The organism is Micromonospora jinlongensis (assembly GCF_013410645.1).
Taxonomy (GTDB): Bacteria; Actinomycetota; Actinomycetes; order Mycobacteriales; family Micromonosporaceae; genus Micromonospora; species Micromonospora zamorensis.
Genome location: NZ_JACCHK010000001.1, coordinates 5,364,665 through 5,391,003 on the forward strand (window position 1 = coordinate 5,364,665; position 26,339 = coordinate 5,391,003).

Genomic DNA, 26,339 nt, shown 5'->3' on the forward strand with positions numbered 1-26,339 from the left:
AGAGACAGCTCAGATGCGTACGACCCAGTTCTTCGCGCTGGCCGCCGCCGGCGTGCTGGCGACGGCCGGTCTGGCCGCCTGCTCCGACTCCGACAAGGGCGACTCGGCCGTGACCGGCGGACCGATCGTGGTCAAGGCCAGCGACACCGCCTGCGAGGTCGGCACGACCGACCTGGGTGCCGGCACGGCCACCTTCAAGATCACCAATTCCGGCGCGAAGGTGACCGAGTTCTACGTGTACGCCGAGGGCGACCGCGTGCTCGGCGAGGTGGAGAACATCGCCCCCGGGCTCAGCCGTGAGCTGCACGTGGAGCTGCCGGCCGGCACGTACCAGACGGCCTGCAAGCCCGGGATGAGCGGCAAGGGCATCCGGGGTGCGCTCAAGGTCAGCGGGTCGGCGCAGCCGCTCACCGCCGACGCCGCGCTCGGTGACGCCGCCGACAACTACCAGCGCTACGTCAAGAGCCAGACCAGCGCGCTTCTCGACAAGACCGAGGAGTTCGTCGGCGCGGTCAAGGCCGGTGACGTCGTCAAGGCCAAGGCGCTCTACCCGGTCGCCCGCACCTACTGGGAGCGGATCGAGCCGGTGGCCGAGATCTTCGGTGACCTCGACCCCAAGATCGACGGCCGCGAGGAGGTCATCGAGGAGGGGATGGAGTTCACCGGCTTCCACCGGATCGAGAAGGACCTCTGGCAGTCCGGCGACATCAGCAAGGACGGCCCGATCGCCGACCGGCTGCTGGTCGACGTCAAGGAGATCGTGGCCAAGGCCAACGCAGAGAAGCTCTCCCCGCTCCAGCTCGCCAACGGCGCGAAGGAACTGCTCGACGAGGTGGCCAGCGGAAAGATCACCGGCGAGGAGGACCGCTACTCGCACACCGACCTGTGGGACTTCGCCGCCAACCTGGAGGGTTCGAAGGCCGCTGTGTCCGCCCTCCGCCCGGCGCTCCAGCAGCGCGCACCGGAGCTGGTCACGCAACTGGACACCGAGTTCGCCAACGTGGAGGCGCTGCTCGGCAAGCACCGCGACGGCGACGGGTGGAAGCTGCACACCGCGTTGAGCAAGGCCGAGCTCAAGGAGCTCTCCGACGGGATCAACGCGCTCGCCGAGCCGATCAGCAAGGTCGCCGCGGCCGTCGCGAAGTGACCGGATGGCAGAGGGAGTCGAGTCGATGAGCGGAAGCAGGTTGACCCGGCGCCGGGCGATCACCCTGGCCGGCGCCGGGGTGGCGGGCGTCGCCGGAGTGGCGGCCGGCGCGGGGGCACTGCTGAACGGCTCCCATGGCCCGGCCGCGGCGAGCGACCACCCGGCCGGGGCCGTGCCGTTCCACGGTGAGCACCAGGCCGGCATCGTCACCCCGGCACAGGACCGGTTGCACTTCGTCGCCTTCGACGTGATCACCAAGGACCGGGCCCGGCTGGTCGAGCTGCTCGAGGAGTGGACTGCCGCCGCCGCCCGGATGACCGCGGGGCGGGACGCCGGGATCCTCGGCGCGGTCGGCGGGATGCCGGAGGCCCCACCGGACGACACCGGCGAGGCGCTCGGGCTGCCCCCCTCGCAGCTCACCCTGACGATCGGCTTCGGGCCGACGCTGTTCCGCGACTCCGACGGCCGGGACCGTTTCGGCATCGCCGACCGGCGGCCAGCCGCCCTGGCCGAGCTGCCGAAGTTCCCGGGTGACGCGTTGCAGCCGCAGCTCTCCGGTGGCGACCTCTGTGTGCAGGCGTGCGCCAACGATCCGCAGGTGGCGGTGCACGCGATCCGTAACCTGGCTCGCCTCGGCATGGGCGTGGTGAGCGTCCGCTGGTCGCAGCTCGGCTTCGGGCGTACCTCGTCGACCTCCCGGGACCAGGCCACCGCGCGCAACCTGTTCGGCTTCAAGGACGGCACGGCCAATCTCAAGGCCGAGGACACCGACCTGCTGCGCGACCAGTTGTGGGTGCAGCCGGGCGACGGGCCGGACTGGATGACCGGGGGCTCGTACCTGGTCACGCGCAAGATCCGGATGCTCGTGGAGACCTGGGACCGTACCTCCCTCGCCGAGCAGGAGGAGATCGTCGGCCGGAGCAAGGGCAGCGGTGCCCCACTCGGTCGGGCCGATGAGTTCGACGAGCCGGACTTCGCGGCGCGCGGCACGGACGGCAAGCCGGTGATCGCCGAGCATGCCCACGTCACGCTGGCCCACCCGAGCCGGAACAGCGGCGCCCAGTTGCTACGCCGGGGCTACAACTTCGTCGACGGCTCGGACGGCCTGGGCCGGCTCGACGCGGGCCTCTTCTTCATCGCCTACCAGCGCGATCCGCGCCGCCAGTTCGTGCCGATCCAGACCCAGTTGGCCCGACACGATGTGATGAACGAATACCTGCGGCACGTCTCCAGCGGTGTGTTCGCCTGCCCACCCGGGGTACGCGACGGCGGCGACCACTGGGGGCGCGCCCTCTTCGGCTGACCGTCGTCGAGATGGCGACAGCGGAATCGGTCCGGGCTGCGGTGGCGCCGGGCGGCGCCGAAGGGGGATCATGGTGGCAGCCAGGCCCGGGACCCGTCCGTGCGCCCGGCGCCGCAGCACGTGGCGCCGCCGCCGGTCGCGGTGACAGGTCCGTCGGCGGCGCTATCCCTTACCGGCAGACGCCGGTCCCACCGAACTGAATGAGGATGCAATATTAATCCCATGAGAGCCCGCGTACTGGTGGTCGACGACGACCCCGCGCTCGCCGAGATGCTCGGCATCGTGCTGCGTAGTGAGGGTTTCCTGCCCTCGTTCGTGGCGGACGGCGAGCGGGCGTTGGCCGCATTTCGTGACAGTCGTCCCGATATCGTGCTGCTTGACCTGATGCTTCCCGGTATGAGCGGTATCGACGTCGCCCGGTCCATCCGGGCGGAGTCCGGCGTGCCGATTGTCATGCTGACCGCCAAGAGCGACACCGTGGATGTCGTGCTGGGCCTGGAGTCCGGTGCCGACGACTACGTGGTCAAGCCGTTCAAGCCCAAGGAGTTGGTCGCCCGGATGCGGGCCCGACTGCGCCGAGGTGAGGACGTCGCCCCCGAGATGCTGACCATCGGGCCGCCCGACAACCAGATCACCATCGACGTGCCCGCGCACACCGTCAGTCGTAACGACGAGGAGGTGAAGCTGACTCCGCTGGAGTTCGACCTGCTGGTCGCGCTCGCCCGCAAGCCACGTCAGGTCTTCACCCGTGAGGTGCTGCTGGAGCAGGTGTGGGGTTACCGGCACGCGGCCGACACCCGCCTGGTCAACGTGCACGTCCAGCGGCTGCGGGCCAAGATCGAGCCGGATCCGGAGCGACCGGAAATCATCCTCACCGTGCGGGGCGTGGGTTACAAGGCGGGGACCGGATAGCCTGGTCGCACTGTGTCGACCACGCCCCCACCCACCCCGAGCACGGCTGCCCGCCGGCCCAGCGCCGGCGGGGAGGCCTGGCGCGCGGTGAGCGGCCGGGTCGCCCGCGTGGCGGCCCGGGCGCACCAGACCTGGCGCCGCTCGCTCCAGGTGCGGGTCGTGACCATCACGCTGGTGGCATCCAGTCTGTTGGTGGGCGGTTTCGCGTTCCTGATCGCCGACAAGATCACCACCATTCTGCTCGACAGCGCCCGCAGCGACGTCCGGCAGCGGGTGACCAGCGGCGCCAGCTACGCCGCCAAGCAGGTCTCGCTCTACGGCCAGCCGCAGGAGGCGCAGCTCCAGGAGACCATCGACGGCACTGTCAACTACCTCGCCGGTGGCGACCCCCAGCAGACCAGCGGGGTGGTGGTGGCGATCACGGCCAACGACTACCCCAACGAGATCCAGACGCGCACCGCGCCCTCCGCGAACGTCCAACAGCTGATCAGCCCTGAGCTGCGGGCCGCCGTCGCCGACGGCAAGGTCGCCAGCCAGATCCGCACCGGCCGGCTCACCGGGAAGTCCACCAAATACCTCGTGTACGGGTCGCCGGTGCCCACCAGCTTCGGCCAGATCGAGCTCTACTATCTGGTGCCGCTGACCCGGCAGGACGTCACCGCCGCCGACGCCCGAGCGACCGTGGTGGCCACCGGGGTCGCCCTGGTGATCCTGCTCGGGCTGCTCGCGGCGCTGGTCACCCGCCTGGTGGTCAACCCGGTCCGGGTCGCCGCGCGCACCGCCCAGCGCCTCTCCGCCGGGCTGCTCGACCAGCGGATGGTGGTCAACGGCGAGGACGACCTCGCCCTGCTGGCCGCCTCGTTCAACCAGATGGCCACCAACCTGCAACGGCAGATCCTGCGTCTGGAGGAGATGTCCCGGCTGCAGCGCCGCTTCACCTCGGACGTCTCGCACGAGCTGCGTACCCCGCTGACCACGGTCCGGATGGCCGCTGACCTGATCTTCGCCGAGCGCGACGAGTTCGACCCGGCGGTGGCCCGCAGCGCCGAGCTGCTCCAAGCTGAGCTGGACCGGTTCGAGGAGCTGCTCACCGACCTGTTGGAGATCAGCCGGTTCGACGCCGGTTTCGCCATGCTGGATTCCGAACCGACCGACCTGGTGCCGGTGGTGCACCGGGTGATCGACCGGCTGGCCGGCCTGGCCGAGCGGGTGGGCGTCCCGATCGAGCTCGACCTGCCGGGCGCGCCGGTGATTGCCGAGGTCGACCCGCGCCGGGTCGAGCGGATCCTGCGCAACCTTGTCGGCAACGCCGTCGAGCACGGCGAGGCCCGTCCGGTGCTGATCACCCTCGGCGCAGACGAGACCGCAGTGGCGATCACCGTCCGCGACCGGGGTGTGGGGCTCAAGGTGGGCGAGGAGAAGCTGGTGTTCAACCGGTTCTGGCGGGCGGACCCGTCCCGGGCTCGGCAGACCGGTGGCACCGGCCTTGGCCTGTCGATCAGCCTGGAGGACGCCCGGTTGCACGGCGGCTGGCTGGAGGCGTGGGGTGCTCCCGGGCAGGGCGCGCAGTTCCGGCTCACTCTGCCGGCCCGCGCCGGCGATCGGCTGACCACCTCGCCGCTGCGGCTGGTGCCGGCCGACGCCGCGCTGCCCTTCGGTGGCCCCCGTGACGGTGGCCCGCTGGCCATCGGCCCGGGCACAGGCGGGGCGGTGGCGATCGGCCCGGCCCCGACCGGGGACGGACAGCGGGCGGAGGTGCGCTCATGAGACGACCGTCTCTGCTCGGGGCACTCGGTGTGGTGGTGCTGCTCGGTGCCGGCTGCGGCATCCCGGCCGGGTCCGACGTGCGGGTGGACGGCAAGCGCGGGGCTGTGACCGGGGCCGGCGGGTTCGACGTCCGGCGCAGTGAGCCGCCGACGCGGACCGCCGGCGGCAGCGACAACGAGGTGTTCGTGCGCAACTTCCTGTCCGCCGCCGCAGGCGAGCCGGACCGGGCGTACGAGCGGGTCAAGGCGTTCGTCGCCCCGGAGGACAAGTCCCGTCTGCAGGACAAGAAGGGCAGCGAGGTCGCGCTGAACGTGGTCCGGCTGCGCGAGGCGGCGGTCTACACCCTCAACAGCGACTCGACCACCACCGTGAAGATCACGGTGCAGCAGCTCGGTGTGCTGCGGGCCAACGGCACCCTCGCCCCGCCCGTGGCGACCGAGACGGAATACGAGTTCGGGCTGCGCAGCGCGGCGTTGGACGGCGGCGCCAACGACGAGCGCGCGGGCCTCTACGTCCTCGACCCGCCGAACGTGCTGCTGCTCAGCGACGTCGCCCTCAAGCAGTACTACCAGGAGGAGACGATCTACTTCTGGAGTTCCGACCGCAGCCGGCTGGTGCCCGACCAGCGCTACCGGCCGGTGGCGGTGCCCAGCGAGCGCCGGGTCAACGAGGTCGTGAAGTGGCTGGTCGGCGGCCCGTCCGACTGGCTGCGCCCGGGTGTCGTCGGGCTGCCCGACCGCACCGAGCTGATCAACAATGCCACCGGCGCGAACAACCGGTGGGAGGTCAACCTGGACATGTCCGGTGACGACCAGAACGGCATCGACCAGCTGATCACCCAGCTCGCCTGGTCACTCGGCGACCTGACGGGCGAGCTGGAGTTGAAGATCCGCAACAACTCGCAGCCCGTGCAGGACCTGAACGAACGACGCAACTCCCAGCAGCTCTACCCCAACGCCCAGAGCCCACAGCGGTTCGGCGTGTACGAGGGTGCCATCCACCCGCTCGACTTCGACGGCGAACTCAGCGGGATGGTGCCGCTGACGCCCGAGGTCAATCGCAACATCGTCTCCGCCGGCCTGGCGCTGACCCGGGATCAGCGGCTCCTCGCCGGGATGGTGGTCAACGGCAGCAGCGGTGGCCGGTACCGCCTCGCGGTGGGCACGGGTGTCGCGCCGGTCTCGGTCATCAGCCGCAGCGGCACCGAATACTCCTCGATGAGCCGACCGGTCTGGCTGCGTACCGTCGACTCCCGTGCCGGTCGCGGCCTGGTCGTGGCCGACGGGCAGCTCTACCGGTTCGACGAGGCAGCGCGGATGTACCCGGTGCCGCTCAACCTGCCCACCGCTGACGTCACAGCGGTCGCCGCCGCGCTGGACGGTCAGCGGGTCGCGGTGATCGCCGGTGGCCGGCTCTACGTCGCCGCGGTCAACCTGGACGGCGGCGGGGTCTCCATCGGGCCGCCGAGGCAACTGGCCACCTCGCTGACCGGCCTCACGGCGGTCGACTGGGGCAGGGAGGACCGGCTGGTGGTGGCGGGGTCCGCAGGCCAGCAGGCGATCTACGAGATCAGCGTGGACGGCGCCGTGGAGACGCCCCTGCGGACCGACGTGGGCGCCAAGGTCAACCACCTGACGGCGTACCCGACCAACCGCGTCGTGCGGGTGCCCAGCGGGGCCTACATGTACGAGGCGAACGGGGTGGCCTACCGCAGCAGTCCGTTCGAGCGGATCGAGCCGGACCGCGTGCGGGACATCGCCCCGGTGCCGGCCGGCGTCCGACCGAGCAACCCGTCGGCACCGTTCTTCCTCTACTGACACCGTGAGCGGGCTCTGGGCGGACCTCACCGACCTGGTGCTGCCCGCCACCTGCGCGGGTTGTCGGGAGCGCCGGCCCGGTCTGCGGCACGGGGTCTGCCCGGTCTGCGTCGAGGCACTGGACGCGCTGCGTCCACGGTCGGTCCGCCCCACACCCGCCCCGCCGGGCCTGCCGTCCTGCGTCGCCCTCGGCCCGTACGCGGGCCCGCTGCGTGAGGCACTGCTGGCGTACAAGGAACACGGCCGGCACGGTCTGGCCCGCCCACTCGGGGCCCTGCTCGCCGAGGTCGTCGCGGCGGCGGTCGGCGTGGCCGGTCCGGTGGCGCTGGTCCCGGTCCCGGACACGGCGGCGGCGGCCCGCTCCCGGTACGGGGATCACCTGGACCGGCTCGCCCGCCACTGCGCGGCCCGGCTCAACCGGGGCGGCTGGGCGGCGCAGGTGCATCGCCCGTTGCGGGCGTTGCCCCGGCCCGACTCAGTGACCCTGGACAGCATCGGGCGGGCGGCCGCGGCCGAGGCCGCGTTCCAGCCCCGCTCCGCCGCGCCCGGCTGGCCCCGTGCCGCAGCCGGGGCCCCGGTGGTGGTGCTGCTCGACGACATCGTCACCACCGGCGTCACACTGGCCGCCGCGACCAGGGTGCTGACCGCGACCGGGTGGGCACCGGGTGTCGCCGCGGTGCTCGCGGCGACCGAGAAAAGACACCAGTCGTAACCGATCGTGTTTCCGTTTCACCCGTTGGTGTATGAGCTGCGAAAAATCCTGGGCCGTCTCGGCAACATGGGGTGACTGTCGCGCGAACAGGAGTTAGCGTTTCGCTGTCGGGGGTAGGAGGTTCGTTCCACCCGCCCCCGGCGGTGAGAGGAGGCGTAGCCGTACCAACCGGTCGACGCCAGCGGGTCTCCCCACGGCGCGCGACCGGGTAACCGGATCGAAGACCGTCCGAAAAAGGGAGGTCACGTGGACATCGTGGTCAAGGGCCGAAACGTCGAAGTGCCGGACCATTACCGGGTGCACGTAGCCGAGAAACTCGCAAAGATCGAACGCTACGACCACAAACTTATTCGTGTCGATGTCGAGCTGTTTCACGAGCGCAATCCGCGCCAAGCCGACCACTGCCAGCGGGTGGAGATCACCTGCATTTCCCGGGGCCCGGTGATTCGGGCCGAGGCGTGCACCAACGACTTCTACAGCGCGCTCGACGCGGCCATCGCGAAGCTCGACACCCGGCTGCGCCGCGCGGCCGACCGTCGCCGCGTACACCGGGGTCGGCAGACGCCGATCTCCGTCGCCGAGGCCACCGCGGGCCTGCCGGTCGCGGACCTGGTGGCCCCCGCCCTGAGCGCGCCGGTTGACGGCGCCCGCGCCGGCACCGCCGTCGCGGAGCGGGTCGAGGAGGAGTACGACGACCAGCAGCCGTGGCACATCGCCCGGGAGAAGGTGCACCCGGCGGAGCCGATGACGATCGACGACGCGCTGTTCGAGATGGAACTGGTCGGGCACGACTTCTACCTGTTCCAGGACAAGGAGTCCGGCCGCCCGAGCGTCGTCTACCGGCGCCACGCGTACGACTACGGCATCATCTCCCTCGCCACCGACCGGTAACGAGACGCGTTGATCATGGAGTCGTGGTGGGGAGCCCCCACCACAACTCCATGATCCGTCAACGGAGGTGGGCGGGCAGCAGCGCGAAGGTCAGGTCGTCCAGGCGGGTGCCGGCCAGCCCGGGCAGACGGCCCCGTTGCAGGGCCTCGCGCTCGAACCCGACCCGCTCCAGCACGCGGTGCGACGCGGTGTTGTCCGGCACCGTGCCGGCGGTCAGCCGCGCCATCCCGGCCGGGCCGAACGCCCAGCCGGCGAGCAGTCGGATCGCCCGCGTCGCGTACCCCCGGCCGCGCCAGTCCGGCAGCAGCGCGTAGCCGACCGACGCCTCGCCACTGGCCACGTCGGTGTACGACAGCCCGCAACTGCCCGCCGGCTCCCCGCTGACCACGTCCGTGATCAGCAGTCGGGCGATGTCGCCGGTCAGCCAGCCGCTCTCCGCGAGACGGCAGCGCCGTTCGATCGCCTCGCGCGTCGGCGGTACGGGCGGCGCCTGGTTCGCCACCACCTCGGGTCGGCTGTGCAGCCGGTACATCAGCTCCGAATCGCCGGGCGCGAGCCGGCGCAGCGCCACGACCTGATCGGTGAGCACACCGTCGGGCAGATCGGGCAGCAGTCGGGCGGTCGGGCCGGGCGGATCCCCGGCGAGGCGTACCCAGGCCAGCAGATCGTGCCGCCCCGTGTTCCGGTTGCAACCGGCCGAGCGGCGCGAACCCTCGTAGCGGAAGCCGGCGGCCAGCGCGACCCGCTGGCTCGGCCCGTTCTCCGCGTCGGTGAGCAGTTCCAGTCGGGCCGTCCCGGCGGCGAACGCGTGCTCGCTCAGCGCGCGGGTCGCCGCCGCGGCCACCCCGCGCCCGCGTGCCGCCGGCCGCACCCAGTAGCCGATCTCGGCCTGACCCCGGGTGGGCACCGGATTGCTCAGCCCCACCGTGCCGAGCAGCCGGTCGGTGGCCGGGTCCGCGATGGCGTACGCGGCGCCGCCACCGGCCCAGGCCGCAGGGGCGCCGGCGTCGATCCACCAGCGGGCGTCGGTCTCGGTGTACGGCGACGGCAGCCCCGAGATGAACCGCTGGGTCAACGGATCCGCGCAGCCGTCGACCACGTCGGCGACGTCCTCGGCGCGGAATGGCCGCAGTCGCACCCCGTGCGCCTCGACGACCTGCTCGAGGCTCACGTCAGGTCCTTGCTGAGCAACGAGGCCACCCAGACGTCGACCCGCTCGCCGCGGTGTTGCACCCCGGCCCGGGCCGTTCCCTCGAACGTGAAGCCCGCCTTCTCGGCCACCCGGCGGGAGGCGGTGTTGCCCACGTTCGCCTTCCACTCGATCCGGGCCAGGCCCAGCGTCGTGAAACCCCAGGCGCTGAGCGCGACCAGCGCGGCCGGCATGTACCCGCGGCCACGGGCCGCCGGGGCGGTCATGAAGCCCACGTCGGCCACCAGCGCGTCGGCGGGGGAGAGCCGCAGGTCGAGCGAGCCCGCGTACCGGTCGTCCGCGTCGGCGATCACGAAGTGGGCGGCGTCCCCCCGGGCCCAGGCGTCCTGGCCGTGGATCCGGTAGCCCTGCGCGTCGTCGCGTTCGTACGGGTCCGGCACCGTCGTCCAGCGGATGCTCTCCGGGTCCCGGCAGGTCTGCACCACGGCGTCCAGGTCCTGCTCCTCCATGGGTCGCAGGCGCAGCTCGCCCGCGCCGGCAGTGGCGAACAGGACGGGCTGCGGGCGGCCGAAGACGGCGGCCCGCCGGGCGGCGAGGGTGCCCGGGCCGGCCGGCCCGGTCGACCCGGGTGCGGGCACCTCGCCGGGCAGCAGCGATCCGATCCAGGTGTCCGCGCCACGGTGCGGCGTCGGGTGGGCCATCCGCAGCCGGCCGTCGACCCGGAAGCCAGCCCGGAGTGCGACCAGCCGGGAGGCGTGGTTGCCCACCTCGGCGTGCCAGATCAGCCGGCGTAGCCCGAGGCTGTCGAAGGACCAGCGGGCCAGCGCCCGGGTGGCCCGGACCATCACTCCCCGGCCGCGCGCCCAGGGGGCGGTCCAGTAGCCCACCTCACCGGTGCCGGCCTGGTCGATCGAGATCAACCCGCACGAGCCGAGCAGGTCGCCGGTGGCCGGGTCGCAGACCGCGAAGGGGGCCCCGGTGCCTTCCGCCCAGGCCCGCCCGCTCACCTCGGTGACGAAACCGTGAGCGTGTTCCGGGCGATATGGGCGGGGTACGGTTGTCCAGCGCTGAATGTCCGGGTCCTGGCAGGCTCGGTGCACGGCCTCGGCGTCCGCCTCCCGCCAGGGCCGCAGCAGCACGCCGTCCTCGATGATCTCCACGGGCTCCACTCGTGCATCCTGCCGTAGCGTTCGCCGACGGCGTAACCGGATAACGTTTGGAGCGTGCGCCGGACGCGAGTTATGTCGGGTTCGGCGGGGTCGAGCACCGCCACCAGTGACCATCGGGCCGATGGAGCGCCTACGATGGTTCGAGACTGTCTAGGGGAGCGTTGATCCGTGTCGATTCTGGAAAAGGTCCTTAACGCGGGCGAGGGCCGCATGGTGCGACGGCTCAAGGCCATCGCCGCCGCCGTCAGCTCGATCGAGGACGACTACGTCAACCTCACCGATGAGGAACTGGCCGGCATGACCGAACAGTTCCGGGAGCGGCTCGACGAGGGTGAGACCCTCGACGACCTGCTGCCGGAGGCGTTCGCGGTGGCCCGCGAGGCGGCCGCCAGGGTGCTCGGCCAGCGCCCGTACGACGTCCAGGTGATGGGCGGCGCGGCTCTGCACTTCGGCAACATCGCCGAGATGAAGACCGGTGAGGGTAAGACGCTGACCTCGGTCATGGCCGTCTACCTCAACGCGCTGTCCGGCAAGGGCGTCCACGTGATCACGGTCAACGACTACCTCGCCCAGCGTGACGCGGCGTGGATGGGCCGGGTGCACGAGTTCCTCGGGCTGACCGTCGGCGTGGTGCTGCCCAACCGGCCGGCCACCGAGCACAAGGCCGCCTACGAGTGCGACATCACCTACGGCACCAACAACGAGTTCGGCTTCGACTACCTGCGCGACAACATGGCCTGGTCGAAGGAAGAGCTGGTCCAGCGCGGCCACAACTTCGCCGTGGTCGACGAGGTCGACTCCATCCTGATCGACGAGGCACGCACCCCGCTGATCATCTCCGGCCCGGCCGAGCACTCGGCCCGCTGGTACGGCGAGTTCGCCGGCGTGGTGGCCCGGCTCCAGCCCGGCACCGACGGTGAGGGCGACTACGAGGTCGACCACTCCAAGCGCACCATCGCCGTGACCGAGCGGGGTGTCGCCAAGGTCGAGGACCGGCTCGGCATCGACAACCTGTACGAGTCGGTCAACACCCCGCTGGTCGGCTACCTCAACAACGCCATCAAGGCCAAGGAGCTCTACAAGCGCGACAAGGACTACATCGTCAGCGACGGTGAGGTCCTGATCGTCGACGAGTTCACCGGTCGCATCCTGCACGGCCGTCGCTACAACGAGGGCATGCACCAGGCGATCGAGGCCAAGGAGGGGGTGGAGATCAAGCAGGAGAACCAGACCCTGGCCACGATCACCCTCCAGAACTACTTCCGCCTCTACGAGAAGCTGTCCGGGATGACCGGTACGGCGCAGACCGAGGCGAGCGAGTTCAACAAGGTCTACAAGGTCGGCGTCGTGACGATCCCGACCCACCGCCCGATGGTTCGCGAAGACCGGCCGGACGTCATCTACAAGACGGAGAAGGCCAAGTTCAACGCGGTCATCGAGGACATCGCCGAGCGGCACCAGATGGGCCAGCCGGTGCTGGTCGGCACCGTCTCGGTGGAAAACTCCGAGATCCTCTCCCAGCTCCTGCGCCGACGCGGCATCCCGCACAACGTGCTGAACGCCAAGTTCCACGCCCGGGAGGCCGAGATCGTCGCCCAGGCCGGGCGTAAGGGCGCGGTCACCGTGGCCACCAACATGGCCGGCCGCGGCACCGACATCCTCCTCGGCGGCAACCCCGAGTTCCTCGCCGCGAACGAGCTGCGCCAGCGCGGCCTCGACCCGCTGGAAAACGAGGAAGAGTACGCCAAGGCGATGGAGGAGGTCCTTCCCACCTGGAAGCAGGCCTGCGACGCCGAGGCCGAAGAGGTCTCCGCCGCCGGCGGCCTCTACGTGCTGGGCACCGAGCGGCACGAGTCCCGGCGGATCGACAACCAGCTGCGCGGTCGCGCCGGCCGGCAGGGCGACCCGGGCGAGTCCCGGTTCTACCTGTCCCTTCAGGACGAGCTGATGCGGCGCTTCCGGGCCGGAGCGGTCGAGGCCGTGATGGAGCGCTTCAACATCCCGGAAGACGTGCCCATCGAGTCGAAGATGGTCACCCGGCAGATCAAGAGCGCCCAGGCCCAGATCGAGGGCCAGAACGCCGAGATCCGCAAGAACGTGCTCAAGTACGACGAGGTGCTCAACAAGCAGCGCCAGGTCGTCTACGCCGAGCGGCTCCGGGTGCTCAACGGTGAAGACCTCTCCGACCAGGTCCGCAACATGATCGACGACACCGTCGAGGCGTACGTGCGTGGCGCCACCTCTGAGGGCTACGGCGAGGACTGGGACCTTGAGCAGCTCTGGTCCAGCCTGAAGCAGCTCTACCCGGTCGGCGTGACGATCGAGGAGCTGGAGGAGGAGGCCGGCGGCTCGCGCGCCGGCATGGACGCCGACTTCCTGGTCTCCCGCCTCAAGGATGACGCGAACGCCGCGTACGACCGGCGCGAGGAGCAGGTCGGCACCGAGGGGGTGCGCCAGCTCGAGCGGATGGTGCTGCTCCAGGTCATCGACCGCAAGTGGCGCGAGCACCTCTACGAGATGGACTACCTCCAGGAGGGCATCAACCTCCGGGCGTACGCCCAGCGTGACCCGGTGGTGGAATACCAGCGCGAGGGCTTCGACATGTTCGCCACCATGATGGAAGGCATCAAGGAGGAGACGGTCGGCTTCCTCTACAACGTCGACGTCCAGGTGACCGAACCGGAGCCGGAGGAGGGCTCCGAAGAGGTCACGCTGCTCGACAAGCCGGTGGAGATCCGGGCCAAGGGCCTCAACCGCGCTCCGCAGCGGCAGGGCCTGCAATACTCCGCTCCCACCATCGACGGTGAGGCCAGCCCCGGCGCGGTCGCCGTCGAACAGGCCCAGCAGCAGGCTCCGGCGCTCGGCGTGGGTCGACCGGCACCGGGTGCACCGGCGGCACCGGGGCAGACCGCGCCGTCCGCCCCGCAGCGGCCCGCCTCGGGGCTTCGCGGCCCGGCGGTTCCGTCCGCCGCTTCCCGCCGGCCGGCACCGAACCAGGCCGAGGCGAGCAACGGCCCGTCCCGCAACGCGCCGTGCCCGTGTGGCTCGGGCCGCAAGTACAAGCGCTGCCACGGCGCCCCCAACGGCGGCAACTGACCGACAGCACCTGACGAACGGGTCCCGGCCATCAGGCCGGGACCCGGGTATGCGGGTCTGCGGGTCTGCGGGGCGATGATCAACTCGGGTTTCAGGAAGTCGGGGTGTCAGCGCCAGGTTGATGGCCCGGATTCCTGAAACCCGAGTCGATCAAGCGGCCCGACTCCGGCCGGCGCGGTCCGGCGCCTAGTCCGATCTGGTCCGGTCCGGTCCGGTCCGACGGGTGCGGTCCGGTCCGGCCAGGTTGGGTTGATCGAACTCGGGCGCAGGGTGTGGTCAGAGGACGTGCAGGGCGGTACAGAGCCACCGGCCCCGACGATGCTCCAGGCGGAGCGCCATTGCCCAGCTTCGGCCGCCCGCGCCGGTGAGGACGGCTGCCGCCTCCACCGCGGCCTCCCGGGGTTCGCAGACGCGTAGGCGCAGCAGCCGAACGACCGGTCGGTCGGCGCGACGGCGAGGTGCGCCGGTCCGCCCGGACGCGCGGGCCAACTCGGTCAGCAGGTCACTTGCGCGGGGCGGGTCGAGCAGTGCGCGCACCTGCGCCGGGGACCGGTACCCGTTGATCACCTCCAGGCAGGTGCCGACGAAGCGATGCGCAGCTCGGGTGGCTTCCGGGGCGGTCGCCGGTGGCAGCGGCGTCACCGGGTGGGTGGTGGACCGGCTCGGCACCGGGCGGAGTGCGCCCCGGCGCTCTGGTGGTCGGACCGGGTCTGGCCGGGTCGAGGCGAACAGGTCAAGGGCGAGCTGGCCGTGGACGGGTGCCGGCCAGTACGACCCGTCAGCCTCGTCGGCGTACGGCGGGTCGATGGGCGGGACTGGGCGCAGCCGTACGGGTGGTCGGTAAGGGCCGGGTTGCGCCTGGCTCATCATGGCCCCCTTGATCTTGCGTTTGCGTTCGTTTGCCTCCGACGATGCCAATTCTCAGGGATAAACAGGTCTCGGTCAATGCTTGAGAGGCGACTCCGACGAGCGCAGGGCGTGATCCACTCGGGTTTGCCAAAGCCGCGGTATCCGCGCGGCCTGGACACCGCGCTTTCCTTGAAACGGAGTGGATCAAGTGCCGGCGGATGAGTAAGGGCAGGGGCCGCAGCCGCTGCTACTCCGGATCGCGATCGATCAGGGGATTGCTCTGGACCCACTCCGCGGTCTCGTCGTACTTGCGCGCTATGTACTCCTCCAGGCGGGCGCGCTCGACGCGCCACTGGCCGCGTCCACCGATCTTGATCGCGGGCAGTTCACCGCTGCGCACCATGTGGTAGACCTGCGAGTCCGACACGTTCAGCTCGGTGGCTACGTCGGAGAGCAGCAGGAACCTCGGCTCCACAGGAACTCCCGGGGTTGATGTCGTTTGGCTCAGTTTGCCACCGACAGCCCGTGCCGCCCAGCGCCGGGCCGTCGCAGCGGTCGGCCGGACCGTGCAGGACACACCGGCCGGGAACTTCCACCGACCGGAGGCGAGGTGTATGACGGTCACGGCGTGCGGCATGATCTGCGCCCGTGCCGGCGGCCGCCGGTGGTGGACGAAGCGGGGAGACGACCGGTGACCGAGGAGCTTGTCCGGGTGTACGTGCCGGCGACCGTACCGATGCTGACCCGGCTGCGTGAGGAGGGGCTGGCTGCCGACGACGCGCATGCCGTGACCCCGGCGCTGCGCGAGTGGTACGCCGAGGGCGACGAGGAGGAGTTGGAGTACGTCGCGTTCACGCGGGCCGCCCAGGACGCGCTGCACCTGCTCCGGGAGGACCCGACCGCGCCCCGCCGCCGCGTCGTCGTCTCGGTGGACCTGCCGGCCAGCGCGGTCGGGCGGGGCGACGGTGAGCTGGGTTCCAGCATGGTGACGTTGGCCGCCGCCGTGCCGGTTGGTGCCATCGCGGCCATCCACGTGGATGGAGCGGACGCGGTCGAGGATGTCGCTGCGGCGGCCGACGTCGTGGCGGAGGCCGCCGCTGGCGACCCCGATGCCCAGTTCGCCGTCGACGGCGCTGAGGACCACGAGCTGGAGTGGTACGACGTGACGGAGCTGGATCTGCTGCTGCGCGCAGTCAGCTGAGCCGGACTCCAGCCGAGGTCAGCGGGACGGGTCGGCCTTGGCCGGGTCCGCGTCGAACGCGCCGAACGTCTCGGCCGGGCTGGCCTCGTCGTCCTCGGGGTCGACCCGGGCCGCGACGGGCTCAGGGCTGTCGTCGGGTTCGTCGTCGGTGTGGGCCGGGCCGAGGGTGCGGCCGAACGCGATGAGCGCGGTCAGCGCCCCCACGAAGAGCACCCAGATGCCGTTGTCCACCCGCGAGGTGCCCAGTGAGGTCTGCGCCACCGCGTCGGCCTCGCTGAGCGCGCTGGCCAGGTCGAGCAGCGACCGGCCACCGACCCGGATGATCAGCTCGGCGAGCAGCAGGAGCAGGCCGGGGCCGGCGCCGGCGAGCAGGTACGCCGGCCAGCGCAGCGCCGGGGCCGCGGGATCGTGGCGGAGGGCCCGACGCCGCGCCCAGGTCAGGTAGCCGAAGGCGAGGAGCCCGGCAAGGAGCCCGGCGACGAGTGACTCGGTGCGGGACACCCATTTGGCCGCGTTGACCAGCGACTCCTGGCTGTCGCCGGCCCCGAAGAGGTCGAACAGCGGGTCGCGGGCGTTGCTGAACGCGACCACGAAGATCAGGGTGCCCAGCGCGGCGGTCACCACAGCGCCGACCGCCGGGGCGGTTCGCGCGCCGGCCACCGCGCCACCGATGATCGCCGCCGCCGCGGTGGTGCCGGCGATCACGTTGGTCGTCGAGGTGTCGAAGTAGGTGAGGTTGATCGCCAGCGCGGCAGCCAGGCCGACCAGCATCCCGCCACCGATCGCCCCGGCGAAGCGCAGGGTGGCCCAGTCGCCGTAGCGGCGGGCCAGCAGGTTGCCCGCGGCCAGCGCGACGGCCGCGCCGGCCACCAGGGCAGCCGAGATCACGCCGGGCAGGGCGAACGCGGAGAGGCTGATCGCGGTGACGCCCGCGGCCGCCGAGGTGATGGCCTCCCGGGTGGACCAGAGCATGGCGGTCAGCCACCCGAGCGCCAGCAGCGCGAGGGTCGCCGCGCCGGGGGCGGGCAGCGGCCGGCTGCTGGGGCTGGCCGCGTCGGCCGACGCGTCGTCCGACTCCGCGGCCGGGACGCGGCCGGGCTGCTTGGTCATCGTCTCCCCTTCGAGGCGGCAGGTCACCGACCATTCAGGGTACGCGGGTCCGCTGGGTCACCCGCCGCCCCGGGACGACCGCGAGGGGTACGCCGGGGCCGGGCTCCCGGGATGTGCAGGCGATGCGGTCACTCGACGGGCGGGTGAGGGGTTGCCCGGCGTACGGGCGGGTCGTCGGATCGAGCTCGATCGGTAAGGGGAGGAGGGGTGGGTCGGTCCTTGGCGAGGGCGGTGGCGGAAGTGGGGCGTGCAGCCCTTCGTGGGAGAATCACCGGAGGTCCCGCCGCTGCTCGGCACTCCCGGGTAGCGTCCGGTGTCCGGCCGTCCGGTCGGTGCCCGCGGGTCCGGTTTCGCCACTGCTGTCGAGATCGCCAGGAGCCTTGATGGATGCCGTGTTCTCCGTTCCCGAGCCGCGCAACGAGCCGGTTCGAAACTACGAGCCGGGCAGCCCCGACCGGGACCGGCTCCAGCGGCGGCTGACCGAGCTCGCCGCCGAGCGCATCGACCTGCCGATGACCATCGGTGGTGAGCAGCGGATGGCTGCCGGTGACTCGATCGACGTGGTGCAGCCGCACCGGCACGCGCACGTGCTGGGCGTGACCGGGCACGCCACCCACGACGACGCCCGCTCCGCGATCAAGGCGGCCAAGGACGCCGCCCCGATGTGGCGGGCGCTGCCGTTCGAGGAGCGTGCCGCGATCTTCCTGCGCGCCGCGGAGCTGCTCGCCGGTCCGTGGCGCGACACGCTCAACGCCGCCACGATGCTGGGTCAGTCGAAGACCGCGATCCAGGCGGAGATCGACGCGGCGTGCGAGTTCATCGACTTCCTCCGGTTCAACGTGCACTTCGCCCGCCGCCTGCTGGAAGAGCAGCCGGCGTCCTCGCCGGGGGTCTGGAACCGTTTCGACCACCGCCCGCTGGAGGGCTTCGTCTACGCGGTCACCCCGTTCAACTTCACCGCCATCGCCGGCAACCTGCCGTCGGCGCCCGCCCTGCTGGGCAACACGGTGATCTGGAAGCCGGGCCCGACCCAGCAGTTCGCCGCGCACTTCACCATGCGGCTGTTCGAGGCCGCCGGCCTGCCGCCCGGCGTGATCAACATGGTCACCGGCCGGGGCGAGGAGGTGTCCGACGTCGTGCTCGCCGACCCGGACCTGGCCGGCATCCACTTCACCGGCTCGACCAAGGTCTTCCAGCAGTTGTGGCGGACCGTCGGCGACAACATCGCCCGTTACCGGGGCTACCCGCGCCTCGTCGGCGAGACCGGTGGCAAGGACTTCGTGGTCGCGCACACCAGTGCCGACGTGGACGCCCTGCACACCGCGCTGATCCGCGGCGCGTACGAGTACCAGGGCCAGAAGTGCTCGGCGGCCTCGCGGGCGTACGTGCCGCGCTCGATCTGGGAGGGTGGCCTGCGCGACCGGCTGGCCGCCACCACCGACTCGCTGACCTACGGCGACGTGGCCGACTTCAGCAACTTTGGCGGCGCGGTGATCGACGACAAGGCCTTCGCCCGGCACACCGCGGCGCTGGAGCTGATCGCCGGTGACGACTCCTGCCGGGTGCTGGCCGGTGGCACCGCCGACGACTCGGTCGGCTACTTCGTCCGGCCGACGCTCTTCGAGTGCGGCGACGCCGCCCACGAGACCTTCACCACCGAATACTTCGGGCCGATCCTGGGCGTGCACGTGTTCGACGACGCCCGCTTCGACGACGTGGTGGCGCAGGCCGAGTCGATCGCCCCGTACGCGCTGACCGGCTCCGTGTTCGCCACCGACCGCCGGGTGGTCGACGCGGTCGCCGAGCGCATGCGGTACGCGGCCGGCAACTTCTACATCAACGACAAGCCGACCGGCGCGGTGGTCGGGCAGCAGCCCTTCGGGGGCGCCCGGGCCAGCGGCACCAACGACAAGGCGGGCTCCTGGCTCAACCTGGTCCGCTGGGTGTCGCCGCGGACGATCAAGGAGACCTTCGTGCCGCCGACCGACCACACGTACCCCCACATGGGCTGACCTGCGGCGACGACCCGCCGGCGGCGCGCGGAGCCGCCGGTGGGTCGGCCGAGGGTCCTGATCCATCGAAAGTCCTCAACGGACAGTCTGCCGCCGACAGTGCACTTAGGAAGTCCTGTTGGGTGGCAAACTGGCAAATCCTGGACGCCGCGTGCGCAAAGTGGCAGCGTAGTGGGCATGGCGGATTCCGGAGTCAACCCTACGGCGGCGGCCCTGCTCGGGCTCCTCCACGAGGGCCCGATGACAGGCGGTCAGTTGATGGCCGCCGCTGAGCGCCGTCTGGCGCCGTACTGGTCGATGACCCGCAGCCAGGTCTACCGCGAGTTGCCGGTGCTGGCCGAGCGGGGTTTCGTGCGTCTCGGTAAGCCGGGGCCGCGGATGAGCCAGCCGTACGCACTCACCGCCAGTGGGAAACGGACGTTTTCCCGCTGGCTGGCGGAGAACCCGGGGCGGGACACCATCCGCAACCCGATCGCGCTGCGGATGGCGTTCGGCAACCTGCACTCGGCCAGCCAACTGAAGGGCCTGTACGCCTCGGCCAACGAATACCACACCGAGGCCCTCGCCCAGGTTCGGGAACAGGTCAAGAACGCCAAACGGGACGGCGAGACGTACGACGCCAGCGCGCTGGAGTTCGCCGTCGCCTACCACCGGGCCGCCCTGTCGTGGTTGAAGACCGCCCCCGTCGGGTGACGCCGGGCGGGTTCGCCCACCGGCAACGAGCTGAGCAGCCTGCGGCACAGTACGCTTATCTGTCGTGACCGCTGCCGATTACGCCGAACAGCTCAAGGAACTCGACGCGACCCTGCGAAACATCGAGGCCGTCCTCAACCTGGATCGACTCCACGAGGACAAGGCCCGCCTTGAGCAGGAGGCGTCCGCCCCCGACCTCTGGGACGACCAGGCCAAGGCTCAGCAGGTGACCTCACAGCTGTCGTACGTCAACGGCGAGATCAGCAAGTTGGGCAGTCTCCGTTCCGGCCTCGACGACGCCCAGGTGCTGCTGGAGCTGGCGGAGGCCGAGGCCGACCCGGGTGTGCTGACCGAGGTCGAGTCGGAGATCACCGGGCTGACCAAGGCCATCCAGGAGATGGAGGTCCGCACCCTGCTCTCCGGCGAGTACGACTCCCGGGAGGCGCTGGTCGCCATCCGGGCCGGTGCCGGTGGTGTGGACGCGGCGGACTTCGCCGAGATGCTGCTGCGGATGTACCTGCGCTGGGCGGAGCGGCACGGCTACCCGACCGAGGTCTACGAGACCTCGTACGCCGAGGAGGCGGGCCTGAAGTCGGCGACCTTCGCGGTGAAGGTGCCGTACGCCTACGGCACGCTCAGCGTCGAGTCGGGCACCCACCGGCTGGTCCGGATCAGCCCGTTCGACAACCAGGGCCGCCGGCAGACCAGCTTCGCGGGCGTCGAGGTCCTGCCGGTCACCGAGCAGACCGACCACATCGACATCCCGGAGAACGAGGTACGCGTCGACGTCTACCGCTCCTCCGGCCCCGGTGGGCAGAGCGTCAACACCACCGACTCGGCGGTCCGGCTGACCCACATCCCGACCGGCATCGTGGTGACCTGCCAGAACGAGAAGTCCCAGTTGCAGAACAAGGCCTCCGCGCTGCGGGTGCTCCAGGCGCGGCTGCTGGAGCGCAAGCGCCAGGAGGAGGAAGAGAAGATGGCCGGCCTCAAGAGCGGCGGCACCAGCTCGTGGGGCGACCAGATGCGCTCCTACGTCCTGCACCCGTATCAGATGGTGAAGGATCTCCGAACCGAGCAGGAGACCGGCAATCCGAGCGGCGTCTTCGACGGCGACCTCGACGATTTCATCGAGGCGGGCATCCGCTGGCGCAAGCAGCGACAGCTCGCTGGCGACGGTGCGTGACGAGGTGTGGGCGCAGCGCGTCATCGATCTCCAGGTAGAGGCCTGATTCGACGACTCGTGGCGGATCGGCGGGGCGTGGGGCTTGGCTCAGTTGTTACACCGCGTAGACTCACCACCCGTGATTCAGCTTGAGCAAGTGACGAAGACGTACCCGAAGGCGTCCCGGCCTTCGCTCGACAACGTGTCCGTCTCGATCGAGAAGGGCGAGTTCGTCTTCTTCATCGGTCCATCCGGCTCCGGCAAGTCCACAATCATCAAGATGCTGCTGCACGAGGTGGCCCCCAACAAGGGCCGCGTCGTGGTCAACGGCAAGGACGTCACGTCGATGCGTTCCTGGAAGCGACCCCACTTCCGACGCTCGATCGGCTGTGTCTTCCAGGACTTCCGGCTGCTGCCGAACCGCACCGCGTACGAGAACGTGGCGTTCGCCCTTGAGGTGATCGGCAAGACGAAGGCGGTTGCCCGCCGGGTCGTGCCGGAGGTGCTGGAGTTGGTCGGGCTCGGTGGCAAGGAGCACCGCTACCCGCACGAGCTCTCCGGTGGTGAGCAGCAGCGGGTCGCCGTCGCCCGGGCGTTCGTGAACCGTCCGCTGATCCTGCTGGCGGACGAGCCCACCGGAAACCTGGACCCGGACACCTCGATCGAGATCATGCGTCTGCTGGACCGGATCAACCGCACCGGCACGACCGTCGTGATGGTCACCCACGACTCCAACATCGTGAACCAGATGCGCCGCCGCGTCGTCGAGATCGAGAGCGGTCGCATCGTGCGTGACCAGGCCCGCGGCGTTTACGGGTGAGCCGGCGCTCCACCCCTGCGCAGCCTGACGACGAACACTTCATGCCGGAGACCCGGAGGAAACCCCGATGCGCGTGAAATACGTCCTGTCCGAGGTATTGGTCGGACTGTGGCGCAACGTGACCATGTCCATCGCGATGATCATCACGATGGCGGTCTCGCTGACCATGCTCGGCGCCAGCGGTCTGATGTACCGCCAGGTCGACGACATGAAGGACCTCTACTTCAAGAACATCCAGGTCGCGATCTTCCTGAAGCAGGAGGTGAGCGAGCCTCAGCGCACCGAGCTGAAGGGCAAGTTGGAGAGTGACCCCCTGGTCAAGGAGGTCATCTACGTCGACAAGGCCCAGGCGTACGAGCGCTTCAAGACGATGTACCAGGACGCGCCGGACCTGGTGAACGCGGTCAAGCCGGACCAGCTGCCCGAGTCCTTCCGGATCACGCTGAACAACCCGGAGCAGTACCGCGACATCTACGACCAGTACAAGCAGACCGACGGCGTCGACGAAATCGTCGACCAGAGCAAACTCCTCGACAAGATCTTCAACATCCTCACCTCGATCCAGAACATCGCGCTGGCCGCCGCCATCGTGATGGCGATCGCTGCCCTGCTGCTGGTCGCGAACACCATTCAGGTGGCGGCGTACAGCAAGCGGCGTGAGGTCGCGGTCATGAAGCTTGTCGGTGCGTCCAACTGGTTCATCCAGGCGCCCTTCGTGCTGGAGGCGGTGGTGGCCGGCCTGATCGGCTCGCTGCTCGGTCTGGTCGCCCTGGTCGCGGCGAAGTATCTGCTCTTCGACGGGTCGTTGAGCGCGTTGCAGGGTCTGCTTTCGCCGATCAGCTGGGGCGACATCCTGTTCATCTTCCCGCTGATGGCCGGCGTCGGTGGTCTGGTCAGCGCGGGCACCGCCTGGATCACCCTGCGCTTCTACCTGCGGGTCTAGGCACCGGACGGGTCGTCCCGTCGTCTCCCAAGGACCCTCCCGCAGCCGGAAATAAACGGCGCGGGAGGGTCCTTGTCATTCGGGTAGCATGATCGGTTGTCCGGCCGGGGTGAGCCCGGCCACGGGCGATCCAGGAGAGGGGGTGGCACCGATGCCACGGGAAAAGGGGCGCAAGGTGGTCGCCTCCAACAAGAAGGCCCGCCACGACTACGCGATCCTCGACACGTACGAGGCGGGCATGGCCCTGACCGGCACCGAGGTCAAGTCGCTGCGGGCCGGGCGCGCGTCGCTGGTCGACGCGTTCGCACAGGAGCGCGACAACGAGTTGTTCCTGCACTCCATGCACATCCCGGAATACACCCAGGGCACGTGGACCAACCACGAGCCCCGGCGTACGCGCAAGCTGCTGCTCAACCGGGGCGAGCTCGACAAGCTTCTCGGCAAGACCCGCGAGGGCGGTCTGACGATCGTCCCGTTGCAGGTCTACTTCTCCGACGGCTGGGCCAAGGTCGAGATCGCGCTGGCCAAGGGCAAGAAGTCGTACGACAAGCGTCAGGACCTCGCCAAGCGGGACGCGGACCGGGAGATCGCCCGGGTGTCCGGCCGGCGAGGTAAGGGGATGGACGACTGATTCATCCTGTTTGTCCGAGCTGGCGCGCCGGCCCGGGCCTCGGGATGAAAGCGGTTGCGGCAGGCGTTAGTCTTGTCAGTGCCGCCACATCGGCGGCCTGTCGAGGGGGTGACTGGTTTCGACTTCGTACGCAGCGACAGGGGAAGCGAGCCGAGGAAGCCGACGTCGTCTCGAGAATCGGTCGTCGGAAACTTATAAGCGCCAAGCAAAATCGCGCTGACTTCGCTCTCGCCGCCTGAGGCGAGTAGCTAAGTCTGTCGGCCTGGGAACGCCTTCGTCCCAGTAGCCGGCATCAGCTAGGAGGCTGGCCAATCGGACCCGGTCGCGGGGTCCGTGCGGCGAGATTAATCAGCGACTGGGCCCGTCACACCAACTTGCTCGCGTGAGCGGTGGGGCCGAGTAGAGGCACAGCGAGCTGCGCTCGGAGAAGCCCTGACAAACCGGCGAAGGACCCGGGTTCGATTCCCGGCACCTCCACCACCTCGAAGCGAAGCGCCCCGGCCCACCAGCCGGGGCGCTTCGTTGTGTCGAAGGGAGTTCTACGCTGCCTCCTGTGACCAACCAGGAGCTGCGCCTGTCGGTCGGCGCGTCACCGGGTCAGCGCACCGCGGCGGTGCTGTCCGGCGTCTTCGTCGCGACCATCGGTGCCGCGTTCGTGGCGCTGCCCCTGATCGCGGGCGGGCTGCTCCGTCGGCTGGCCGGTCCAGGGGACGCGTTCGCCTCCTACGAGGAGGCCCGCGATCTCCCGCCGGGAATGCTGCCGCCCGCGCTGCGGGACTCCGGTGCCGGCGCGGAATCCAACTCCGTACCGCTCATCGGGCTGTGCGGCCTGCCGTTCCTGCTGCTCGGCGTCTACCTGGTGCTGCGGGTGCTCCGCACGGCCGCCTGGTTGGAGGGCAGCCGGGCCCGGGTGCGAGGGGCGTTCACCACCCGCACCGTCGACCTCGCCACCGCCCGTATCGACACCGCGAAGCTGTCCTATCGCGGGACGGGGGAGGACGACACCCCGATGATCGGACAGCGGCTACGGGCCATCGTCGCCACCGACCGGGCGAGCAACCGGCGGGTCACCATCGCGCTGCGCGGCATGGGCCTGGGTAGCCTGCCCCCGCCCGAGCTGCGGGCGTTGGCAGACGCGATCACGACGGGCCGTCCGGTCGACGGCCGCGACGACGCGCACACCGTCGCCGACCAACTGCGCCGTCTCGCCGCACAGCCGCTGGCTGAGTAGCTGGCCCGGCCTCTCCAGGGACGGCTGGGGAGTCTCGGAGCCCCACCAGTGGTGCCGGTGAGGCCGCTGGGGTGAAAGGGGCAGATGAGCCGATCTGTGGCCCTGGACACGGTGGGCCGGGCAGGCTCACCATCGCGGTATGGGATAGCAGCGCGCCGCGCGGGAGGTGCCATGGTCACCGGTCCGGTCCAGCAGCCGTCACTCGTCGTCCGGCCGCGCGCCGGTCACCCCGCCGAGCCAGATCCCGCCGGTCACCCCGCCAAGCCACCTACCGTCGGGCGGCCGGGTGAGCCACCTTCTGTCGGGCTGCCCGGTGAGCCGCGCCCGGCCGGGCTCGCCGGAGACGTGCACGCGCTGGGTCGGGCCGTCGCTGCCACCGGTCCCTGCTGGCGCGACGAGGTCCTGCTGCGCCTGCGTCCGGTGGGGCAGGGCTTCGCCGAGCACGTCCGGATCACCGAAGGCCCCGCCGGGCTCTACCGGGAGTTGCTCACCCAGTCGCCGCGGCTTCACCACGGGGTGCGGCTGCTGACCCGGGAACACGCGGCGATCGTCGCCGCGATCCTGGCGGTCCAGCGCAGCGCTGAGCAGCCCGAGACGCACCCGGACGAGCTGCGGCACTGGGCCGGGCACCTGCTGCGGAGGTTGGTCCGGCATCGGCGTCGCGGCGCCAATCTGCTCTGGGAGGCGTACCAGACGGATCTGGGTGGCGAGACCTGAGCCGGGAACCGGAGAGTCGACGGACGCGTCGAACCGGGCATGCGTCGACCGACCCTGCTGCTCGTACTCCCGCTGTTGCTCGTGGCGGGCTGCGCCCAGACCGGCGCCGGCCCGGCCGACGGGCCCAACAACCCGACGCCGCATCGCGCCGAAGCCTTCGACCAGCGGGCTGCCCGGGTCGCCGAGGCGTGGCAGCCCGGGCCCGACTGGCGCACGGGGTACGTCCCCCTGGAGGGGCCGACAGTGCTGACCGGCGACCCGCGCTTCACCCCGGACACCGAGGCGGCCTTCCGAGCCGGGTGGTACCGCACCCAGGTTCCGATTCCGCCGACCCGGGTCGGCGGTGAGATCCGGTTCCCGGACGGCCGGCTGACGTTGCCGTTGGTCAGCGCCGCCGAGGCGTACCAGGAGCTTGACCAGGGTGACCCGCTACCCTGCCCGGGGCGACCGAAGCGGCCGGGTCTGCCCACCCCCGGCGGACCCACCGTCGAACCGGGGCCGGATGGGTGGGCCACCAGCACGGCCCAGACCGCCTGCCTCCCGCTCACCGTCACCGGGGTCACGCTGGGCACCGTGCCGGTCCGGACGAGCCGGGGTGAGGCGCAGGTCCCGGCCTGGCTGTTCACCGTCGAGGAGCTGGCCACGCCGGTGGCTCGGCTCGCCGTCGCACCCACGGCGGTCAGCCGGGTGCCCGAGCCCACCGCGCCGGCCGGGCCGTTGCCGGACGGGCTGGTGTCCGCTCAGGACCTCGCGGCGGTCGACGGTGCCCGGTTGACCGTGCGGCTCGGTGTCGGTGCCTGCGACACCGCGATCACACCGCTGGTGTGGGAACGGCCGGACGTCGTGGTGGTCGGCGGCAGTGTCACCCGGAGCACCGGCGAGTGCATCGCCCTGCTCAAGATGGAACCGGTCACCGTCACCCTCGCGGCACCGCTGGGCGCTCGGCCGGTGCTGGACGTGTCCACCGGCGCCGCGCTGTCGATCGCCTCGCGCTGACCGGCCG

23 protein-coding genes and 1 other RNA gene are annotated in these 26,339 nt (G+C 70.7%); 19 read left to right on the top strand and 5 right to left on the bottom strand.

The features are described from left to right. Window positions 1-13 precede the first annotated feature (13 nt). From efeO to hpf, 7 genes are all read left to right on the top strand, one after another. Window positions 14-1,147 carry an iron uptake system protein EfeO gene (efeO, locus tag HNR22_RS24155; protein ID WP_179782256.1) on the top strand — a complete coding sequence of 378 codons (1,134 nt, stop codon included), beginning with the start codon at window positions 14-16 and terminating at the stop codon, window positions 1,145-1,147. A gap of 25 nt (window positions 1,148-1,172) precedes the next feature. Further along, window positions 1,173-2,450, top strand: a complete 1,278-nt coding sequence (gene efeB / locus HNR22_RS24160) for an iron uptake transporter deferrochelatase/peroxidase subunit (protein WP_179782257.1) — start codon at window positions 1,173-1,175, stop codon at window positions 2,448-2,450. Window positions 2,451-2,672: 222 nt separating this feature from the next. Continuing rightward, entirely contained in the window at window positions 2,673-3,362 is a 690-nt protein-coding gene (gene mtrA, locus HNR22_RS24165) for an MtrAB system response regulator MtrA (protein WP_030331519.1), read from the top strand. A 12-nt stretch (window positions 3,363-3,374) separates the two neighbouring features. After that, on the top strand, window positions 3,375-5,129 hold the full coding sequence (gene mtrB / locus HNR22_RS24170; RefSeq protein ID WP_179782258.1) for an MtrAB system histidine kinase MtrB: 1,755 nt from the start codon (window positions 3,375-3,377) through the stop codon (window positions 5,127-5,129). Further along, window positions 5,126-6,946 (top strand): LpqB family beta-propeller domain-containing protein, encoded by a 1,821-nt coding sequence (locus HNR22_RS24175; protein ID WP_179782259.1) that lies wholly within the window; start codon window positions 5,126-5,128, stop codon window positions 6,944-6,946. The genes mtrB and HNR22_RS24175 overlap by 4 nt, the downstream gene beginning before the upstream one ends. A 37-nt stretch (window positions 6,947-6,983) precedes the next feature. After that, window positions 6,984-7,658, top strand: coding sequence for a ComF family protein (locus tag HNR22_RS24180; RefSeq protein ID WP_179783707.1), 675 nt, complete (start codon window positions 6,984-6,986; stop codon window positions 7,656-7,658). A gap of 246 nt (window positions 7,659-7,904) precedes the next feature. Further along, complete coding sequence (gene hpf, locus HNR22_RS24185) at window positions 7,905-8,549, top strand: ribosome hibernation-promoting factor, HPF/YfiA family (RefSeq protein ID WP_179782260.1); 645 nt, start codon at window positions 7,905-7,907, stop codon at window positions 8,547-8,549. Window positions 8,550-8,607: 58 nt separating this feature from the next. On the opposite strand, the gene HNR22_RS24190 is transcribed toward hpf, so the two are convergent. Both HNR22_RS24190 and HNR22_RS24195 read right to left on the bottom strand, forming a co-directional pair. Continuing rightward, window positions 8,608-9,720, bottom strand: coding sequence for a GNAT family N-acetyltransferase (locus HNR22_RS24190; RefSeq protein WP_179782261.1), 1,113 nt, complete (start codon window positions 9,718-9,720; stop codon window positions 8,608-8,610). Next, window positions 9,717-10,868: a GNAT family N-acetyltransferase gene (locus HNR22_RS24195; RefSeq protein ID WP_179782262.1), complete on the bottom strand. Its 1,152-nt coding sequence runs from the start codon at window positions 10,866-10,868 to the stop codon at window positions 9,717-9,719. The genes HNR22_RS24190 and HNR22_RS24195 overlap by 4 nt, the downstream gene beginning before the upstream one ends. A 168-nt stretch (window positions 10,869-11,036) precedes the next feature. Between HNR22_RS24195 and secA the strand changes: the two genes are divergently transcribed. After that, the gene (secA, locus tag HNR22_RS24200) at window positions 11,037-13,964 is read left to right on the top strand and encodes a preprotein translocase subunit SecA (protein WP_179782263.1); all 2,928 of its coding nucleotides are present in this window, start codon (window positions 11,037-11,039) and stop codon (window positions 13,962-13,964) included. A 276-nt stretch (window positions 13,965-14,240) separates the two neighbouring features. On the opposite strand, the gene HNR22_RS24205 is transcribed toward secA, so the two are convergent. Then, window positions 14,241-14,834, bottom strand: a complete 594-nt coding sequence (locus HNR22_RS24205; RefSeq protein WP_179782264.1) for an Rv3235 family protein — start codon at window positions 14,832-14,834, stop codon at window positions 14,241-14,243. A gap of 226 nt (window positions 14,835-15,060) precedes the next feature. Then, window positions 15,061-15,288, bottom strand: coding sequence for a helix-turn-helix domain-containing protein (locus HNR22_RS24210; RefSeq protein ID WP_099850727.1), 228 nt, complete (start codon window positions 15,286-15,288; stop codon window positions 15,061-15,063). Window positions 15,289-15,504: 216 nt separating this feature from the next. Between HNR22_RS24210 and HNR22_RS24215 the strand changes: the two genes are divergently transcribed. Then, window positions 15,505-16,014 (top strand): DUF6912 family protein, encoded by a 510-nt coding sequence (locus tag HNR22_RS24215; protein WP_179782265.1) that lies wholly within the window; start codon window positions 15,505-15,507, stop codon window positions 16,012-16,014. Between the two features lie 18 nt (window positions 16,015-16,032). Here the strand turns inward: HNR22_RS24215 and HNR22_RS24220 are convergent, their stop codons facing one another. Beyond that, window positions 16,033-17,124: a hypothetical protein gene (locus tag HNR22_RS24220; protein WP_246380997.1), complete on the bottom strand. Its 1,092-nt coding sequence runs from the start codon at window positions 17,122-17,124 to the stop codon at window positions 16,033-16,035. Window positions 17,125-17,507: 383 nt separating this feature from the next. On the opposite strand from HNR22_RS24220, the gene pruA reads away from it, so the two are divergent. The 10 genes from pruA (at window position 17,508) to HNR22_RS24270 (ending at window position 26,332) form a co-directional block, all read left to right on the top strand. Further along, entirely contained in the window at window positions 17,508-19,136 is a 1,629-nt protein-coding gene (gene pruA, locus HNR22_RS24225) for an L-glutamate gamma-semialdehyde dehydrogenase (RefSeq protein WP_179782266.1), read from the top strand. Window positions 19,137-19,313: 177 nt separating this feature from the next. After that, window positions 19,314-19,829 (top strand): PadR family transcriptional regulator, encoded by a 516-nt coding sequence (locus HNR22_RS24230; protein WP_099850731.1) that lies wholly within the window; start codon window positions 19,314-19,316, stop codon window positions 19,827-19,829. Window positions 19,830-19,893: 64 nt separating this feature from the next. Further along, a complete protein-coding gene (gene prfB / locus HNR22_RS24235; protein ID WP_091393964.1) occupies window positions 19,894-21,015 on the top strand; it encodes a peptide chain release factor 2 in 1,122 nt (373 codons plus the stop codon). 118 nt (window positions 21,016-21,133) lie between these two features. After that, complete coding sequence (ftsE, locus tag HNR22_RS24240) at window positions 21,134-21,814, top strand: cell division ATP-binding protein FtsE (RefSeq protein WP_030331491.1); 681 nt, start codon at window positions 21,134-21,136, stop codon at window positions 21,812-21,814. A gap of 67 nt (window positions 21,815-21,881) precedes the next feature. Continuing rightward, on the top strand, window positions 21,882-22,757 hold the full coding sequence (gene ftsX / locus HNR22_RS24245) for a permease-like cell division protein FtsX (RefSeq protein WP_179782267.1): 876 nt from the start codon (window positions 21,882-21,884) through the stop codon (window positions 22,755-22,757). 151 nt (window positions 22,758-22,908) lie between these two features. Next, on the top strand, window positions 22,909-23,388 hold the full coding sequence (gene smpB, locus HNR22_RS24250; protein ID WP_007455863.1) for an SsrA-binding protein SmpB: 480 nt from the start codon (window positions 22,909-22,911) through the stop codon (window positions 23,386-23,388). Window positions 23,389-23,492: 104 nt separating this feature from the next. Further along, window positions 23,493-23,868: a transfer-messenger RNA gene (gene ssrA, locus HNR22_RS24255) on the top strand. Window positions 23,869-23,941: 73 nt separating this feature from the next. Further along, window positions 23,942-24,619, top strand: coding sequence for a hypothetical protein (locus HNR22_RS24260; protein ID WP_179782268.1), 678 nt, complete (start codon window positions 23,942-23,944; stop codon window positions 24,617-24,619). A 171-nt stretch (window positions 24,620-24,790) separates the two neighbouring features. Further along, entirely contained in the window at window positions 24,791-25,336 is a 546-nt protein-coding gene (locus HNR22_RS24265; RefSeq protein ID WP_246380998.1) for a hypothetical protein, read from the top strand. A 39-nt stretch (window positions 25,337-25,375) separates the two neighbouring features. After that, entirely contained in the window at window positions 25,376-26,332 is a 957-nt protein-coding gene (locus HNR22_RS24270; protein WP_179782269.1) for a hypothetical protein, read from the top strand. The last annotated feature ends 7 nt before the right edge of the window (window positions 26,333-26,339 follow it).

Excerpts from the sequence above, each read along its gene's own strand:
- smpB (WP_007455863.1), top strand. The coding sequence starts at position 22,909 with ATGCCACGGGAAAAGGGGCGCAAGGTGGTCGCCTCCAACAAGAAGGCC.
- HNR22_RS24265 (WP_246380998.1), top strand. The coding sequence starts at position 24,791 with ATGGTCACCGGTCCGGTCCAGCAGCCGTCACTCGTCGTCCGGCCGCGC.
- HNR22_RS24220 (WP_246380997.1), bottom strand. The coding sequence starts at position 17,124 with ATGACCAAGCAGCCCGGCCGCGTCCCGGCCGCGGAGTCGGACGACGCG.
- mtrA (WP_030331519.1), top strand. The coding sequence starts at position 2,673 with ATGAGAGCCCGCGTACTGGTGGTCGACGACGACCCCGCGCTCGCCGAG.
- efeO (WP_179782256.1), top strand. The coding sequence starts at position 14 with ATGCGTACGACCCAGTTCTTCGCGCTGGCCGCCGCCGGCGTGCTGGCG.
- HNR22_RS24205 (WP_179782264.1), bottom strand. The coding sequence starts at position 14,834 with ATGATGAGCCAGGCGCAACCCGGCCCTTACCGACCACCCGTACGGCTG.
- HNR22_RS24175 (WP_179782259.1), top strand. The coding sequence starts at position 5,126 with ATGAGACGACCGTCTCTGCTCGGGGCACTCGGTGTGGTGGTGCTGCTC.
- pruA (WP_179782266.1), top strand. The coding sequence starts at position 17,508 with ATGGATGCCGTGTTCTCCGTTCCCGAGCCGCGCAACGAGCCGGTTCGA.
- ftsX (WP_179782267.1), top strand. The coding sequence starts at position 21,882 with ATGCGCGTGAAATACGTCCTGTCCGAGGTATTGGTCGGACTGTGGCGC.
- HNR22_RS24270 (WP_179782269.1), top strand. The coding sequence starts at position 25,376 with ATGCGTCGACCGACCCTGCTGCTCGTACTCCCGCTGTTGCTCGTGGCG.
- HNR22_RS24230 (WP_099850731.1), top strand. The coding sequence starts at position 19,314 with ATGGCGGATTCCGGAGTCAACCCTACGGCGGCGGCCCTGCTCGGGCTC.
- efeB (WP_179782257.1), top strand. The coding sequence starts at position 1,173 with ATGAGCGGAAGCAGGTTGACCCGGCGCCGGGCGATCACCCTGGCCGGC.